Origin of the sequence: Kocuria coralli (assembly GCF_008831305.1) — a bacterium.
Classification (GTDB): Bacteria; Actinomycetota; Actinomycetes; order Actinomycetales; family Micrococcaceae; genus Kocuria; species Kocuria coralli.
In genome coordinates, this window is the sequence record NZ_ML708610.1 from 178,817 (window position 1) to 195,168 (window position 16,352).

The window sequence follows — 16,352 nt, forward strand, 5'->3', positions numbered from 1 at the left end:
ACGGAAGGTGAGATGAGCCAGGCCGAGCACCGGCAGGGGCTGCACGAGCTGCTGGCCGACCTGCCGGGCGACGAGACGATCGTGCCCGAGGCGGTCCGGGGCATCCTGGACCGTGTGCCCGGCTACGACGGCGTCGGACTCGACTCCCTGGAGAAATCGGTCCGGCGCAACCTGGACCTCAGCATCCGGGTGGTCCAGGGGCGCCGGGCCCCGGTCGAGACGGAGATCCCCGAGGCCGAGGAACTGGCCATCGAGCGGCTGGCCCAGGGGGTCGCCCTGGGCACGGTCAACGCGGGCTTCCGGGAGTGCATGTCCGTGATCCTCCGGCGGCTGCTGGCCCTGGCTCCGCAGTACGGCGTCTCCGCGGCCGAGGCGCTCTCGTGCAGCACTTCGTTGTGGGCCCTGGGCGATGCCTTCTCGGCACGTGCGCTGAGGGTCTACCAGGATGCCGCGATCACCGCGGCGGTGGCCGACTCGGCACGGAAGATGCAGTGGCTCGTGGAGGCCGTGGTCAGGGGGATGCCCCCGGCCGACCTGCGCCGCGGGGCGACCGCCTACGGCGTCCCGATCGACCGGCCCCTGAGGGCGGTCAGCATCGTCCTGCCGCCGGACGACGGCAACGGCGGCGGACCCTCGGCCGAGGAGCTCATCACCTCAGCTGATACGGGAGCCGCCCGCCTGGTCACGGCGCCGCATGCCCCGGGGGCGATCGGGATCCTGTGGGGCGACCTGGAGGATTCGCCGCTTCCCGCCGGGACGATCCTGGCCCTCGGCCCGCCCGTCACCCTGGACGAGCTTCCCGGCTCCTACGCGGCCGCCACGCGGGTGCTGCAGGCCGCGCAGCAGACCGGTACCACCGGGGTGGTCGACCTCGAGCGGTTGTCGTGGCGGATGGGTGTCACCGCCAGCCCGGAGACCTCCGCGATGCTCCAGGAGCGGTTCCTCGCCCCGGCCCGGGAACACGGGGAATTCGGGACGCACGTCATCGAAGCGCTGACGGCCTACCTGCAGCACGGGATGAGCATTCCCCGCGCTGCCGCTGCCATTCCCGTGCACGTCAATACCCTGCGCTACCGGCTGCGCCGGTTTGAGGACCTGACCGCTGCCGACCTCAGCGATCTCGACGACCTCTTCGAGATCGCCTGGGCGCTGGCCTCCGGCACGGCGCCCGGCGGCCGCTGACCTCGTGCTCCTCGAGCGTCTTGTAGCTGCGTACGAATGAGGCCGTGAACGCTTGCACCGTGAGACGTGGTGCAGGACACACTCCCCGGCGAAGCTTGTGTGGTCGCTCCTTCCGGATCACTTCCGGCGGATGCGCGTGACTGTAACCACCCTCGCGGGCCGGACCGGCCCGCCGAAAGTATTCAGGGGGAGCTTCCATGCTCTTGGGCATTATCGGCATCATCCTGTCGCTGATCCTGTTGATGACGCTGGCCTACCGGGGAGTGCCCGTGGTCATCGCGGCGCCCATCAGCGCGATCGTGGCACTGGTCTTCTCGGGGGCACCGATCCTGGCCTCCTATACGGAGATCTTCATGCCGGCCCTGGCCGGCTTCGTCGGGTCGTACTTCCCGCTCTTCCTGCTGGGCGCGATCTTCGGCATCCTGATGACGACGACGGGTTATGCCGAGCACATCGCCACCACCGTGGCCAGGGTCCTGGGTGCCCGTAGCGCGCTGTTGGCGACCGTGGTGACCTCCGCCCTGATGACCTACGGCGGCATCAGCCTGTTCGTGGTGGCGTTCGTGATGTACCCGCTGGCCCGCGAACTCTTCCGGGTGGCGGACATCCCGCGCAGGCTGATCCCGGCCACCATCGCCCTGGGCATCTTCACGTTCACCATGACCGCACTGCCCGGCAGCCCGCAGGTGCAGAACATCATCCCCGGGCAGTTCTTCGGCACCAACGGCTTCGCCGCGCCCGGAGTGGGCCTTCTGGGCACCGCCATGATCCTCGGCCTGGGCATGGCCTGGCTGGAATACCGGCGCAGCTCCATGATCCGCAACGGCGAGCACTTCGGATCGGAGGTCCCCACCCGGACCGGGCTCTTCGCCCTCCGGGCCGGGCGCTCCCGGCGCTCGGGGTCGGAGCGGGCGCAGGGCGGCGGCCGGAGGGACCGCGAACACGGCACGACCCGGACGGAGACGTCGGTCGAGACGAAGACCTCCGTCAAGGAGGAGCAGCGAGGCTCCTCCGGCAGCGTGGCCGTGCTGTCCCCGGCCAACGGGTTCGTCGCCTTCGTCCCCCTGCTGGTGGTCTTCGTCGTGAACTTCGGCTGTACCCTGTGGCTGTTCCCCGCCATGGACTGGTCGTACCTCCAGGAAGAGCAGTTCGGCTCGATCGCCCTGAGCAGCAGGGCCGGGGTGTGGGCCGTCATCGTGGCCCTGACGGCGGCGATCCTGAGCATCGTGGCCCTGAACTTCCGGGAGTTCGGGGCGCTCAAGCAGAGCTTCGTGGACGGGGTCAAGGGCTCCCTGCTGCCGATCTTCAGCGTCTCCTCCGAGGTCGCCTACGGGGCGGTCATCGCCTCGGTCGCCGCTTTCGCCGTCGTGCGGGACGCGATCTTCAACGCGGGCGGCAACGCCCTGGTCACCTCCGTCCTGTCGACCTCGGTCACCGCAGCGATCACGGGCTCGTCCTCCGGCGGCATGACCATCGCCCTCAACGCCTTCGGCGAGCAGCTGCGCACCATGGCCGTGGACCAGGGCGTCAGCCTGGAGGCGATGCACCGGCTCACGGCCATGGCCGCCGGCGGCCTCGACACCCTGCCGCACTCGGGCGCCGTGATCACCTTGCTGCTGGTCTGCGGGCTGACCCACCGGCAGTCCTACAAGGACATGGCCATGGTGACGATCGTCGCCCCGGTGGTGACCGTGGCCGTCCTGGTGCTCCTGGTCAGCCTGGTCGGATCCTTCTGATCCAGCCGCTCGAGGCTCCAGGCTCCACCACGGAGTGAACAGAATGACAATCAGGCAGAGACGAGAGAGAACACCATGAGCACCGATAACGCAGCGATTCACGAGGCCGGGACCGACGCCGTCATCGTGGGCGGGGCACGCACCCCGTTCACGCGGTTGCTGGGGGCGCAGAAGACCCTGACCGCCGGCGACCTCGGCGCCCACGCCATCCGCGGGGCCCTGGAACGCTCCGGCGTCCCCGCCGAGAGCATCGACACCGTGATCATGGGCCAGGTGGTGCAGGCGGGCTGCGGCCAGAACCCGGCACGCCAGTCGGCGCTCGGCGCCGGGATCGGGTGGGAGACCCCCGCCGTGACCGTCAACAAGGTCTGCCTGTCCGGGCTGAGCGCCGTGATCGACGCGGCGCGGCTGATCCGGCTGGGCGAGGCCGATGCCGTGGTGGCAGGCGGCCAGGAGTCCATGACCAACGCCCCGCATCTGCTGCCCGGCTCACGAGCGGGCCACAAGTACGGCTCCGCGGAGCTGGTGGACTCCGTGGCCCACGATGGCCTGACGGACGCCCTGACGCGCCAGCCCATGGGGGAGCTCACCGAAGAGGGCAACGCCGCCCGCGGCCTGGACCGGAAGTCTCAGGATGTGGTCGCGGCCGCCTCCCACCGGCGGGCCGCGGCAGCACAGGAGGCCGGGACCTTCGCGCGGGAGATCGTTCCCGTGGAGATCCCGCAGCGCAAGGGCGATCCGGTGCTCGTGCAGGATGACGAGGGCGTCCGTCCGGACGCCAGCGCGGAGTCGATGGGCCGGCTGCGCCCCGCATTCGCCAGCGGACCCGAGGCCTCGATCACCGCGGGCAACTCCTCGCCCCTGTCCGACGGTGCGGCCGCCGTCGTCGTGACCTCCCGCAGCTTCGCCGAGGCCCACGGACTGACCGTCCTGGCCACGATCGGGGCGGCGGGCCAGGTGGCCGGCCCGGACTCGTCCCTGCACTCCCAGCCGTCACGGGCGATCCGCGCCGCCGTCGGAACAGCGGGCTGGCAGGTGGCCGACCTGGATTTCGTGGAGATCAACGAGGCCTTCGGGGCGGTGGCCTGCCAGTCCCTGGCCGACCTGGACTACCCCCTGGAGAAGACCAATATCCACGGCGGCGCGATCGCCCTGGGCCACCCCATCGGGGCCTCCGGAGCCCGGCTGGTGCTCACCGCGGCGCTCGAGCTGTCCCGCCGTGGCACCGGAAAAGCCGCGGTCTCCCTGTGCGGTGGCGGGGGTCAGGGCGACGCCCTCCTGCTGAGCCGCTGATCGCCGTCCTGGCGCTGCTGCCCAGACCGGCGCTGACCACCAGCACCGCAACCGCGGTCCCGATACCGACCTTCGCTCGACACCGATTCTTCAAGGAGCCCGACCATGACCACCGCAACATCCCGTGACCCGCAGGCCCCCGCGGCCCGGCCCTTGGAAGGCCGCCGGGCGATCGTGACCGGGGGAGCCTCCGGTATCGGCGAGGCCTGCGCCAGGGCCTTCGCCGAGGCCGGTGCCGAGGTCACCGTGGCCGACATCAACGCCGATGCCGCCCAGGCCCTGGCCGAGGAGCTCGGCGGTCGCAGTTGGGCCGCGGACCTCTCGGACACTGCCGCCCTGGAGGAGCTCTCCCTGGACGCGGACATCCTGGTCAACAATGCGGGGATCCAGCGCATCGCCCCGATCCACGAGTTCGTCCCGGACGACTGGCGGTTCATCCAGCGGCTCATGCTCGAAGCGCCGTTCCTGCTGATGCGGGCGGTGCTGCCGGGCATGTACGAACGCGGTTTCGGGCGGATCATTAATATCTCCTCGATCCACGGGCTGGTGGCCTCCCCGTACAAGAGCGCCTACATCGCGGCGAAACACGGCCTCCAGGGCCTGTCCAAGGTGGCGGCCCTGGAAGGAGCCGAGCACGGGGTGACCGCCAACTGCATCAACCCGTCCTACGTGCGCACTCCGCTGGTGGAGAAGCAGATCGCCGATCAGGCCCGCATCAACTCCATCGACGAGGACCAGGTGCTGCAGCAGGTCATGCTGGCCAATTCCCCCATCAAGCGGCTGGTCGAGCCGGCCGAGGTGGCCTCCCTGGCCACGTGGCTGGCCGGTGAGCATGCGGGGATGGTGACAGGTGCCTCCTACACGATGGACGGCGCCTGGACCGCACGCTGACGATCGTCGTCACCCGAACACGAGAGCACGCGAAAGGAACTGAGCATGACGCTGGACAAGACGGTGGCCTCGGCGGCGGAGGCGGTGGCCGACATCCCCGACGGCGCGTCCCTCGCGGTGGGCGGTTTCGGGCTCTCCGGGAACCCGATCCAGTTGATCGAGGCGCTCCTGGACCAAGGCGCCGGGCGGCTCGGCGCCGTCTCCAACAACTGCGGCGTCGACGGCTGGGGCCTGGGCATCCTGCTCGCCGCCGGCCGGATCGCCAAGATGACCTCCTCCTACGTCGGCGAGAACAAGGAGTTCGCCCGGCAGTACCTGGAAGGCGAGCTGGAGGTCGAGCTGGTTCCGCAGGGCACGCTCGCGGAAAAGCTACGCGCGGGCGGGTCGGGCATCGCGGCCTTCTTCACCCGCTCCGGCGTGGGGACGCAGGTCTCCGAAGGCGGGCTGCCCATGCGCTACGACGCCGCAGGGCAGGTGGCCAAGGCCTCCTCCCCGAAGGACGTCAGGGCCTTCACCCCCGGGCCGGCCAAGGAGCAGTCCGAGGAGCAGTACGTCCTGGAGGAGTCGATCGTGACGGACTACGCCCTGGTCCACGCGCTCAAGGGCGACCGGCACGGGAACCTGGTCTTCAACAAGGCCGCCCGGCAGTTCTCGCCTCCCGCGGCCATGGCCGGGAGGATCTGCATCGCCCAGGTGGAGGAGCTCGTGGAGGCCGGCGAGCTGGACCCGGACCACGTCCATCTGCCCGGTGTCTACGTGCACCGGATCGTCGAGGTCGGCCCGGATATCGAGAAGCCCATCGAGAAACGAACGGTCCAGGAACCCGGACACGACGCGGAGGAGCAGAAGTGACGGCCGATAACAGCGACGAGACCCGGACCGCACTCCGGGAAGACGCACCCGCCGGCGGCCCGCCGCCCGCTCAGGAGCGGCCGGCCGGCTGGACGCGGGCGGAGATGGCGGCCCGTGCCGCCCAGGAGCTTCCCGACGGCGCCTACGTGAACCTGGGGATCGGGATGCCCACCCTGATCCCGAACTACCTTCCCGAAGGACGCACGGTGGTCCTGCAGTCCGAGAACGGGATCCTCGGCGTGGGTCCCTACCCGGACGAGGCAGAGGTCGACCCGGATCTCATCAACGCGGGTAAGGAGACCGTGACGGTCCTCCCCGGAGCCTCCTACTTCGACTCCGCACTGTCCTTCGGCATGATCCGGGGCGGCAAGATCGACGTCGCCGTGCTGGGCGCCATGCAGGTCTCCGCCGCCGGCGACCTGGCCAACTGGATGGTCCCCGGCAAGATGGTCAAGGGCATGGGCGGGGCCATGGATCTGGTCCACGGAGCGGGCCGGGTGGTGGTGCTCATGGATCACTGCGCCAAGGACGGCACCCCCAAGATCTTGCCCACGTGCACCCTGCCCCTGACCGGCAGGGGCGTGGTGAACCGCATCATCACCAACCTGGCGGTGATCGACGTGGCGGGCAACGACACGGAGCCACGGCTCGTGCTGGTGGAGAACGCACCGGGGGTCAGCGCGGAGCAGGTGCGGGAGCTCACGGGCGCGGAGCTGGTCGCGGACTGAGCTCCCTTCCCGCCGAGTGGTGAGTTGAGCCGCCCATCAGCGCTGATGGGCGGCTCAACTCACCACTCGGCGGGGTCGCTGGGTCCTCTAGGGCTCCAGGAGCGTGTAGAGATCCGTCCGCAGCGTCGTGGGATCGGAGTCCGGGCTGGGCTCCGTGACGTAGACCTCCCAGAACGGTATGGCCGCGGTGTGCCCCGCAGCGGCGACCTGTTCCATGAACGTGCCCCAGGCGGTCCCCAGCCCGTCGTAGGGCCCCACATAGGTGGTGGCCGCGATCTTGCCGGCCGGCAGCGCGGAGACCAGCAGCCCATCGGGCAGGTTCTCGGGCGCGCGGTCCACCGGGACCCCGGCCTCGAGGTCCACCGTCTCCGAGGGAACGCTGGTGTACAGGCCGAAGGCCGCGCCCGTGGGGGCGACCCCTTCCGCGGCAAGTGCCGGGAACAAGGCGGTGAAGGTGGAATCGTAGAACGGAGCCATGTCCGTCATCGGCAGGTTCGCCTGGCGTGCGACGACGGTCGGCGTCTCCGGGGCGTCGAAAACCACGAGCCCGTCGAACGGCTCGGGTGAGGATGCTTCAGGTGCAGATGGCTGGGACATGATCTCTCCTTGACCTGGTCAGCTGGCGAGAGCCTCGGTCACTCCTCCCGGGGGCGGATGACGTTCGCGACCGGCGGCGGTGACGGACTCTCGGCTCTGACTCTACCGAGGCGGCACGGGCGGAAGAGTGTCCGATCCTGCTGTTCTCCGAGCCACCCGATGCGTCCGCCCGACAGCCCACATGTAGATAGAGGCACATGATGCGTCGAAGCGTTGAGCCCGAGCGTCAGGACGTCGTCGCTGGTCACGCCGAGTTTTCCACAGCTTTCGGAAGGGGGCTGACGACGGTCGGCGGATGGCGTTTAGATTCGTGGCGTAACCATATCCGTCCAGGGCCGGTGCTCTCAGCGTCGTCCCCGGGCCAGTGAGGAACTGGTCGCAGGGTGTCTTGAGCAGGGGGAGCGATGGCGCAGCTGGCCACTCGGGGAGGCCGACGGCATACGTCACGGCTCCATGCGGCGATGGCCGCAGGTGATCAGACGCCGGATGCGCTCGGCACGGAGGACCAGGCCCTGGGGTGGGTCCTGGAAACCGTCCGAGAGCGGGTGCGGCACCAGGGCCTGGACCCCGTGGAGAGCCCGGACGAAGCGGCCAAGATCATCGAGACGGTGCTGCAGGACTACGACCAGACGTCGGCCAGGATGGGGCTGGCCTCCTTCGTGGACCTGGAGGCGACACGGGGCGAGGTACTCGACGCCGTGGCAGGCTTCGGCGTGCTCCAGCCCCTGCTGGACGACGCGACGGTCGAGGAGATCTGGATCAACGGTCCGGACCAGGTCTTCGTGGCACGCGGCGGCGAATCCGAACTCACAGGGCTGCGGGTGGAGAACGACGAGGTGCGGCGTCTCGTGGAACGGATGCTGCGGCGTTCCGGCCGTCGACTGGATCTGAGTTCGCCCTTCGTAGACGCCTCGCTCCCTGACGGCTCCAGGCTGCACGTCGTGATCCCCGATGTGACACGAGAGCACTGGTCGGTCAATATCCGTAAGTTCATCGTGGCTGCCCGCCGGCTGTCCGACCTGGTCGGGCTGGGTTCCATGTCACCGCAGGCGGCTCGTTTTCTCGCCGCTTCCGTACGGGCAGGCCTGAACATCCTGGTGTCCGGAGCGACTCAAGCCGGCAAGACGACGATGCTGAACTGTCTGTGCGCCGAAATCGACCCTCGTCAGCGGGTGGTCACCGTAGAGGAGATCTTCGAGCTGCAGGTGCCGCTGCGTGACGTCGTAGGGATGCAGTGCCGTCAGGCGAATCTGGAGGGAACGGGAGAGATCGCCCTCCGGCGTCTGGTCAAGGAAGCCCTGCGGATGCGGCCTGACCGCTTGATCGTGGGTGAAGTACGTGAGGCGGAGTCTCTGGACATGCTCATCGCCTTGAACTCCGGTCTGCCCGGTATGTGCAGTATCCACGCCAATTCGGCCAGGGATGCGGTGACCAAGATCTGCACTCTGCCACTGCTGGCGGGGGAGAACATCTCATCGCAGTTCGTGGTGCCGACCGTTGCCGCCTGTTTCGATCTGGTGGTCCACTGCCGGCGCCGTGCCGACGGGCACCGCGAGGTCGACGAGGTCCTGGCCCTGGGCAACCGGGTCGAGAACGGGGTGATCGAGACCTTCCCGGTCTTCCGGCGTGTCGACGGCGACCTGACTCCCGCCGCCGCGGAAGTTCCGGCGGCCCAGAAATTCGAGTTGGCAGGGGTGCCGGCCGCAGGGCTGCTCGACGCTCCGGGTGCGGAAGCACCTCCTGGCTCAGAGAGACGGGGGCTCTGATGGGACTCGTCCTGGGCCTGATGTTGGGTGCAGGAGTCTTCTTGATCTGGTGGTCCTTCTGGGAACGCCCGGAAGCGGCCGGCCCGCGACGCGCCCATCGTGACGGTGTCCTCCGCAGCCGGCTGGACCGAGCGGGCCTGCATGATGTCCGCCCGGGAGCCCTGATCGCCTTGTCTGTTCTGTGCATGCTGCTCGGCGCCATCGTGGTCTGGGCCGTGAGCGGGGGCATCGTGTTCGCCGTCTGCGCCGGAATCGTGGCCACGTTCATTCCCTGGGCCTTGCTGGGGCAACGGATGCGGCGGCGGGCCAAGCAACTGCGCACCGTATGGCCCGATGTGGTGGACCTGCTCCGGTCGGCGATCCGGGCGGGTATGTCATTGCCCGAGGCGCTGGCACAGCTCCAGCATCGCGGCCCTGAGGCAGTGCAACCCGCTTTTGCGCGATTCGCGGCGGACTACCGGGCCACCGGCCAGTTCATCCCGGCCCTCGACGCACTCAAGGCGGAGCTGGCAGATCCCGTTGCCGACAACATCGTCGAGTCCCTGCGAGTGACGCGGGAGGTGGGCGGCACCGATCTGGGGCGGCTGCTGGGCACGCTCTCCGAGTTCTTGCGGGAGAACTCCCGGACGCGCAGCGAACTGGAGGCGCGCCAGTCCTGGACCGTCAACGCCGCACGCCTGTCGGTGGCGGCCCCGTGGCTGATCCTGCTCCTGATGTCCAGCCAGCCCGCCGCCGTACAGGCCTACGATTCACCAGCCGGCGCCGTCGTGCTGGTCGGCGGACTGGGCATCTCGGTGATCGCCTACCGTCTCATGCTGCGGCTGGGCGCCCTGCCCGAGCCCGAACGGGTGCTGCGATGAGCGTGCCCTTCGCCGTCCCGCTGGGGCTCGGTTGCCTCCTGGCCTGTGGTCTCTGGCTGATGCTCCTGCCGGCGCCGACGCGCACCGGGAGGAAGCTGACTCGCCGGGTGCTGGGACAGATGCGCGCCACGGATGCCACCGTGCGCCACGCCGAGCAAGCGCGTGCGAGGCGGGAACGGGGCGCCCTGGGAATCGCCTCGTATCTGGTCTCTCCGATCACCCAGATATGGGACCGAAGGACGTCCGGAGAGTCCTTGCGCCAGTTGCGGGGCAGACTCGAACGCGAGGGTGCCGACCGCACGGTGTCCGACTATCGGGCGGAGCAGGTGCTGGCCGCAGTCGTCGGTGCCACCCTGGGCCTGGTGTGGGCGATCGCCGCGGTCCTGCGGCTGGAGGCCCCGCTGATGGCGGTGGGGATCATCGCCGTAGCGGGGGCGGCGGCAGGTCTCTGGTGGCGGGGATGGTGGCTGAACCAGCGCATCACCTCCCGGGAGAACCGGATGCTCGCCGAATTCCCGGCGGTCGCGGAACTGCTGGCATTGTCCGTGGGTGCCGGCGAATCCACGCTGGGGGCCCTGGAACGGGTGAGCCGCGTGGCGGACGGCGTGCTCGCCGAGCAGTTCCGAGCGGTGCTCGCCCGGACCAGATCAGGGGTGCCGCTGGTACAGGCCCTGCAGGAATTCTCCGACCGGGTGGGGGTATCGCACATCTCACGATTCGTGGACGGGATCGTGGTCGCGCTCGAACGCGGCACCCCGCTCGCCGAGGTGCTGCGTGCCCAGGCCCAGGACGTTCGTGACGAGGACAAACGCGAGCTCATGGAGATCGCGGGGCGCAAGGAGATCGCCATGATGGTCCCGCTCGTCTTCCTCGTACTCCCGCTTTCCGTCCTGTTCGCCGTATTTCCAGGCATCGCCGTTCTCAGGCTCGAGTTGTGACCCGACGGCCGCTCCCAGATGACAGATACCGAGAGGAAAACACCACCATGAACGACTTCGACCGACACAGCGACGCCGCATCCGGCACCCGCCCGGACCTCGGAGCTGGGCCCGCAGAGCATCGCGCGCCTGTACCCGGTGACCACCCCGATCGAGGGGATGTGCCGGGCTGGGTAATGCTCACATTGATGAGCGCGGTGCTGGTGGCCGGACTGCTGCTGATCGCCCAGCCGGCTCTCGAGGGACTCTTCAACGACGCGATCTCACGCGTCACAGGATCGTGAGCGGGCGGCACCCGTTCACTGATGCGCCGGCCATGACGTCGATGGACGACGACGGCGTCGACAACGGATCCGTGGTGGCCGAATGGGCCATGGTGGCCGCCGTGACCGCGGTGCTCTTCGCCGTGACCCTGCAGGTGATCTTCGCGCTGCACGTCCGGAACGTCTTGATCGACGCCGCCTCCCACGGGGCCAGATACGGCACCCTGGCCGACCGGGGGCCTGCGGATGCGGTCGACCGGACCAGCCAGCTCATCGGCGACACCGTGGGGGCGCGCTTCGCGGGAAACGTGCAGGCCACGCCGGCTTCCGTCGAGGGGGTACCCACCCTCGAGGTCACTGTGGTCACGGCGCTGCCCATCGTGGGGCCCTACGGCCCGCCGTCCACGCTGGAGGTCTCGGGCCATGCGGTCGACACCCCTTGAGACTGGCCTCGATGACGGCGACGACCCGGACGGGGGATCGGCGATGGTGGAATTCTCCGTGCTCGCCGTGGTCCTCCTGGTCCCGATCCTGGTCTTCGTGGGAGTGCTCGCCCAGGCTCAGGCAGCGTCTTTCGCGGCGGTCTCCGCGGCCCAGCAGGGCACGCAGGTCATCGCGCAGACCCCTCCCGAGGAGCTCTCCTTGAGCCAGGTCGAGAGCGCGGCGCGCCTTCCGCCGGACGATCACGGTATCGCCGCCGAGGACGTCGACATCACGGTCACCTGCGCGGACGGGGCATGCACTGAGGCCGGTGCCGTGGCCACCGTGACCGCCGTCGTCAGCGTGGAGCTTCCCAGCATCCCCTTCATCGGCGCCCTGCGCATCGCCCAGATGGAGCACTCGTCCACCGTGGTGGTGGGGAGGTACGCATGATGCAACCTGATCACCTCATGTCTCCGGCCGATCCGGCACCTAGCCGTCCCGACGACGGCCAGGTCTCGATCCTGGTCATCGGCATGATGCTGATCTGCCTGCTGGCGCTCATCGTGGTCATGGCCGTGACCTCGGTCCACCTGGCCGAACGCAAGCTCCAGGCCCATGCGGACAATGCCGCGCTGGCCGCGGCGGACACCTTCCGCGACCTGGAGGTTCCTGACGACGGCGCGGGAAGTCCGATTGCCGTTCTCGACGATGCCTCGGTCTCAGGTGCCGCCGGGTCCTATCTCGCCGAGGTCGGAGCCGAACACGACCTCGATTCCCTGGGCATCGATCCCGGTACCGGCACCCGGGACGGAAGAACCGCCCAGGTGACGCTGACGGCGGTCGCCCACCCGCCCGTCGTCGCGTGGATCGTGCCGGAGGGAGTGCCGATCACCGCGAGCGGGGAAGCCCGTGCCGAGTTCGGGCAGTGAACGCGCCGATAGGCGCGAACTACCCGGGCTTCAGGTCCTGACCCGCCACGGCCCCCACACGGTCCTCCAGAGCCGACCAGCTGCCGGCGGCGTCGAGAGCGGGGGAGAGGACGTGGACGACCGCTGCGTCGTCGTCGTGATCCCGGACCAGCGTGCCCGGCATGAGGTTGAACGTGGCCAGGGCGAAGACCCTGGCCGTGCCCGTCAACCGGATGGGCACGGTCACCTCGGCCGGATCGGTGTCCCCGCCCCGGCCACGGGCGACGGCCCGGCGGGCGACGTCCGTGCCGCCGGCCACAGCCCGGTAGGCCACCCAGCCGACCAGGACGGCGGCGGCCGCGAGCCGCCGGAGCGGCCCGGCCCCCGCCCGGCCAGAGACGGTCGGCGGTGAGAGCCACAGGCTGAATCCCACCGCCGGGGGAACCGCGAAGAGGGCGTAGTGCGCGTAGGCCGGGTCGCCTTCGATCAGCATCCACCACAGCGCGGCGAGAATCAGCGTCCGCACGGCCGCGGCACGCAGCATCGCAGCGAGCCCTGGGCGCCTGCGGGCCCGCGAGCCGTTGTTCCCGTGATGGTTCGCTGTCATGCTCCACCTCCCGTACTGCCGCCCCATACCAGGGCCGCGACCACCAGCGCTCCCAGGACGATCAAGGTCAGCGGGCCGCTGACGGACCAGCGGCCCGCCCGGTCCTCGGTCTCCTGGGCCGTGACCACACCCCGCAGGAGGTGCGTATTCACGGTCCGGAGCCCGCTGCCGATGCGGTCGCGCACGGCGCCGATCCCGTCCACCGCCTGGTTGGCCACGCTTCCGGCGCGTGCCAGGACGCGTTCCTCCAGCACCAGGACGTCACCGGGAGGCACGGCGGCGGCCAGACGCCCTGCCAGCTGCGGCCTCTTGCGCGGCAGCCAGTGCCACACGGCCGCCCCCGCGGCCACGCCGATCAGCACCGGCCAGGCGGCGTTCCACAGGGTCACCGGCTCCAGACCGGGCACGCTGTTCAGCGGGACCCAGCGGTCGGTGAGCACCCACGGCACGATCGCGCTGAGGACCACCAGCCCCAGCCACGCAGGAAGCTCCGGGTCGTCCTGGGGATGATGGGGCTCCAGCTCGGTGTGCCGCAGGAGCCACAGCATGCGGATCAGCAGCACGGTGGAGCCGGTGGCCACCAGCGGCAGCAGGTCCGCCAGCTCCACGCCCAGAAGGGAGGTGGTCTCGATCGCCTCCTTGGCCGCGTACTTGCCCACGGCACCCGAGCTCAGGGGCGCGCCCACGACCACCAGGCCGGCCAGCGCCATGCCAGCCGTGACCAGGTGCCGGCGGGCACCGGTCCCGTGGTGCTTCCACACGGGCACGCCGATGAACAGCGCGCCCTTGGCCAGCCCGTGGTGGACGGCGTAGATCACCGCCGCGGTGACGCAGGCCGCGGCGAGCTCGGGTGCGGATAGCGCCACGCCGACCAGCACCCCCAGGAAACCCATCTGACTGATGGTCGAATACGCCAGAACCACCTTGGGATCGCGCTGGACGACGCCCAGCAGCACGGCGGCCCCCGCGCTGACGAGCGCCAGGACGACGACGATCCCGCCCATCACCGGCATCTCCGCCTCGCCGAGGGGCATGAAGCGGAACATGCCCACCACGCCCGCCTTGACCATGGCCCCGGAGAGAACGGCGCTGGCCGCCGGAGGAGCGGCGGGGTGGGCCAGGGGCAGCCACATGTGCAGGCCGAACACGCCGGTCTTGATCCCGAACCCGATCAGGAGCAGGACCACGATGAGCGTTCGGCGGGGTGAGTCCGCCACGGCCGAGGGGGCGTCGGCCAGCGTGAAACCCCCGGCATGGACGGTCAGCAGCACCGCCGCCAGCACGGCCATCTCGCTGATCACCGCCAGCGTCAGGTACACCCGGGCGGCGCGGCGGGCCTTCTCGGTGCGGTCGTGCAGCACCAGGCCCACGGCGGCCAGGCTCATGAGGGAGAAGGCGGCGTAGAAGCTCACGGCGTCGGCAGCCAGGTACACCCCCGCGTTGCCCACGAAGCTGACCAGCAGATAGGCCACCAGCTCCGGGGCCCGCCGGTCATAACGCCAGGTCACTGCCCACGTGGCCGCGCCGTAGAGCATCACGGCCACCATCACCAGGGCCCTGGAGACGACGTCGAAGCCCACGGTGACGCCCACCATCAGCCAGGGCACGTGGAACTGCTCCGCGGGCCCGATGAGGGTCAGGACGGCGGCGGGCAGCAGAGCCGCCGGCGCCCAGTTCAGGTGGCCGGAGGCCACCCGCAGGGAGCGGCGGGTGCGGGCGCGCTGGGTCGCCGCCAGCACCGCGGCCGTGACCAGCGGCACCACGGCGGAGAGGATCCAGAGGGCGGCCATCATCGGTAGACCCTTTCTGCGATGTGCCCGGCGACGTCCAGGGGAGAGAAGGGCAGTCCCGCGAACAGGCCGACGGCGATCGCGAAGCATGCGGTCGCCACGGCAGGCCACAGCAGTGTCGCCGGGGCCTCCAGGACCGGACGGGTCCGGTTCTCCACCGGCCCCTCCCGGATCTCGGCGGGCGGCCGGAACCACATCCGGACGACCACGGGCAGGAAGTAGGCCGCGTTGAGCAGGGCGCTGCCGATGAGGACGCCGATCACCCACGGCTGCCCGGCGTCCAGGGCGCCGGCGCCCAGCTGCCATTTGGAGATGAACCCGGCCATGGGCGGGATGCCGATCATGCTGAGGGCACCGGCCGTGAACGCCGCCGCGGTCAGGGGCATACGCCGGCCGAGGCCGTCGAGCTGGCTGATCTTCTTGATCCCCCAGACCTCCGCGACCAGGCCCGCGCAGAAGAACAGCGTGATCTTGGACAGCCCCTGGTGGACCAGGTGGACCACGCCCCCGGTGGTGGCGACGACGCTGAGCATGGACAGCCCCAGCGCGATGTAGCTGACCTGGCTGACGGTCGAATAGGCCAGGCGCTTCTTGATGTCGTCCTGCAGCAGCGCCCGCACGGACCCGTAGAGCACCGTGAAGCAGGCCACCACCAGCAGAGGGGTGAGCACTCCCAGCCCGGCGGCCAGCTCCACTCCGTAGAGATCGTCAATGACGCGGATCAGGCCGAAGGCGCCGGCCTTGACCACCGCCACGGCGTGCAGGAGGGCGCTGACGGGAGCCGGTGCCACCATGGCCCGCGGCAGCCAGCTGTGGAACGGGAACAGCGCGGCCTTCACGCCGAAACCCGCCACGAGCAGCCCGAAGATCGCGATCGCCACCCCCGGATGATCCCGGGCCAGCGCCGCCACGGCCTCGGCGCCTCCCGGGGAGAACTCCACCGGGCCTGCCACGATAGTCAGCCACGCCGTGGCCGCCAGGACCAGGAGCCCGCCTCCGAGGGCGTAGAAGAGATACACCCGAGCCGCGGCCAGCGCGCCCGAGGTGCCGTAGTGGGCCACCAGGGGATAGGTGACCAGGCTGAGCATCTCGTAGAAGACCAGGAACGTGACCAGGTTCCCGGCGAACGCGATCCCCACCGTGGCGGTCACGCACAGCGCGAAGAAACCGAAGAACCGGCGCTGGTTCGGGCGGCCCGCCAGGTACCCGATGGCGTAGACGGTGGTCACCAGCCACAGCAGCGCCGAGAGCAGGGTGAACAGCAACGAGAGGGAGTCGATCCTCAGCACCAGGTCCGTGCCGGGCAGGAAGGGGATGCGCAGCTCCGGAGCCACATCCGTGCGGAGGATCAGCGGCACCATGGCGGCCATCAAGCCGACCTTGAGGGCAGCGGCCGCGACGTTGATCGTGACCCGGGTCCGGTTGGCCCGTTCGGGTAGCATGAAGATGATCAGCGCCGGCGCGGCCGAGAGGGCGATCAGGATCAGGGGAACGGCGGTGAGCAGCTGCTGCATCATG

At 69.8% G+C, this 16,352-nt stretch carries 17 protein-coding genes; 13 read left to right on the forward strand and 4 right to left on the reverse strand.

Going from position 1 to position 16,352, the window contains the following annotated elements; genetic code table 11:
• The first annotated feature begins 12 nt into the window (after positions 1-12).
• The 6 genes from FCK90_RS00785 to FCK90_RS00810 all read left to right on the forward strand — a co-directional run bounded on the left by FCK90_RS00785 (position 13) and on the right by FCK90_RS00810 (position 6,682).
• Positions 13-1,182: a PucR family transcriptional regulator gene (locus FCK90_RS00785; RefSeq protein WP_158032404.1), complete on the forward strand. Its 1,170-nt coding sequence runs from the start codon at positions 13-15 to the stop codon at positions 1,180-1,182.
• Positions 1,183-1,379: 197 nt separating this feature from the next.
• Positions 1,380-2,918 (forward strand): GntP family permease, encoded by a 1,539-nt coding sequence (locus FCK90_RS00790; protein ID WP_158032405.1) that lies wholly within the window; start codon positions 1,380-1,382, stop codon positions 2,916-2,918.
• Positions 2,919-2,993: 75 nt separating this feature from the next.
• Entirely contained in the window at positions 2,994-4,211 is a 1,218-nt protein-coding gene (locus FCK90_RS00795) for an acetyl-CoA C-acetyltransferase (protein ID WP_158032406.1), read from the forward strand.
• A 105-nt stretch (positions 4,212-4,316) separates the two neighbouring features.
• A complete protein-coding gene (locus FCK90_RS00800) occupies positions 4,317-5,102 on the forward strand; it encodes a 3-hydroxybutyrate dehydrogenase (RefSeq protein WP_158032407.1) in 786 nt (261 codons plus the stop codon).
• Between the two features lie 45 nt (positions 5,103-5,147).
• On the forward strand, positions 5,148-5,954 hold the full coding sequence (locus FCK90_RS00805; protein WP_158032408.1) for a CoA transferase subunit A: 807 nt from the start codon (positions 5,148-5,150) through the stop codon (positions 5,952-5,954).
• A complete protein-coding gene (locus tag FCK90_RS00810; RefSeq protein ID WP_281347430.1) occupies positions 5,951-6,682 on the forward strand; it encodes a CoA transferase subunit B in 732 nt (243 codons plus the stop codon). Before FCK90_RS00805 ends, FCK90_RS00810 begins: the two co-directional genes overlap by 4 nt.
• 87 nt (positions 6,683-6,769) lie before the next feature.
• On the opposite strand, the gene FCK90_RS00815 is transcribed toward FCK90_RS00810, so the two are convergent.
• Positions 6,770-7,279 carry a GyrI-like domain-containing protein gene (locus tag FCK90_RS00815; protein WP_158032409.1) on the reverse strand — a complete coding sequence of 170 codons (510 nt, stop codon included), beginning with the start codon at positions 7,277-7,279 and terminating at the stop codon, positions 6,770-6,772.
• 461 nt (positions 7,280-7,740) lie between these two features.
• On the opposite strand from FCK90_RS00815, the gene FCK90_RS00820 reads away from it, so the two are divergent.
• From FCK90_RS00820 to FCK90_RS00850, 7 genes are read left to right on the forward strand one after another with little or no spacing between them, the layout of a single operon-like run.
• On the forward strand, positions 7,741-9,045 hold the full coding sequence (locus FCK90_RS00820) for a TadA family conjugal transfer-associated ATPase (RefSeq protein WP_158032410.1): 1,305 nt from the start codon (positions 7,741-7,743) through the stop codon (positions 9,043-9,045).
• The gene (locus FCK90_RS00825) at positions 9,045-9,905 is read left to right on the forward strand and encodes a type II secretion system F family protein (protein ID WP_158032411.1); all 861 of its coding nucleotides are present in this window, start codon (positions 9,045-9,047) and stop codon (positions 9,903-9,905) included. The genes FCK90_RS00820 and FCK90_RS00825 overlap by 1 nt, the downstream gene beginning before the upstream one ends.
• Positions 9,902-10,843: a type II secretion system F family protein gene (locus FCK90_RS00830; RefSeq protein ID WP_158032412.1), complete on the forward strand. Its 942-nt coding sequence runs from the start codon at positions 9,902-9,904 to the stop codon at positions 10,841-10,843. The genes FCK90_RS00825 and FCK90_RS00830 overlap by 4 nt, the downstream gene beginning before the upstream one ends.
• Positions 10,844-10,890: 47 nt before the next feature.
• The gene (locus tag FCK90_RS15975) at positions 10,891-11,127 is read left to right on the forward strand and encodes a hypothetical protein (RefSeq protein ID WP_158032413.1); all 237 of its coding nucleotides are present in this window, start codon (positions 10,891-10,893) and stop codon (positions 11,125-11,127) included.
• A 32-nt stretch (positions 11,128-11,159) separates the two neighbouring features.
• Positions 11,160-11,549, forward strand: a complete 390-nt coding sequence (locus FCK90_RS00840) for a TadE family protein (RefSeq protein ID WP_246179863.1) — start codon at positions 11,160-11,162, stop codon at positions 11,547-11,549.
• The gene (locus tag FCK90_RS00845; RefSeq protein WP_158032414.1) at positions 11,530-11,979 is read left to right on the forward strand and encodes a hypothetical protein; all 450 of its coding nucleotides are present in this window, start codon (positions 11,530-11,532) and stop codon (positions 11,977-11,979) included. Before FCK90_RS00840 ends, FCK90_RS00845 begins: the two co-directional genes overlap by 20 nt.
• A complete protein-coding gene (locus FCK90_RS00850; RefSeq protein WP_246179864.1) occupies positions 11,976-12,458 on the forward strand; it encodes a pilus assembly protein TadG-related protein in 483 nt (160 codons plus the stop codon). The genes FCK90_RS00845 and FCK90_RS00850 overlap by 4 nt, the downstream gene beginning before the upstream one ends.
• A 19-nt stretch (positions 12,459-12,477) precedes the next feature.
• Here FCK90_RS00850 and FCK90_RS00855 read toward each other — a convergent pair whose 3' ends face one another.
• From FCK90_RS00855 to FCK90_RS00865, 3 genes are read right to left on the reverse strand one after another with little or no spacing between them, the layout of a single operon-like run.
• A complete protein-coding gene (locus FCK90_RS00855; protein ID WP_181954145.1) occupies positions 12,478-13,044 on the reverse strand; it encodes a Na+/H+ antiporter subunit E in 567 nt (188 codons plus the stop codon).
• On the reverse strand, positions 13,041-14,837 hold the full coding sequence (locus tag FCK90_RS00860; RefSeq protein ID WP_158032416.1) for a complex I subunit 5 family protein: 1,797 nt from the start codon (positions 14,835-14,837) through the stop codon (positions 13,041-13,043). The genes FCK90_RS00855 and FCK90_RS00860 overlap by 4 nt, the downstream gene beginning before the upstream one ends.
• Positions 14,834-16,351 carry a proton-conducting transporter transmembrane domain-containing protein gene (locus tag FCK90_RS00865; RefSeq protein ID WP_220433249.1) on the reverse strand — a complete coding sequence of 506 codons (1,518 nt, stop codon included), beginning with the start codon at positions 16,349-16,351 and terminating at the stop codon, positions 14,834-14,836. The genes FCK90_RS00860 and FCK90_RS00865 overlap by 4 nt, the downstream gene beginning before the upstream one ends.
• Between the last annotated feature and the right edge of the window lies 1 nt (position 16,352).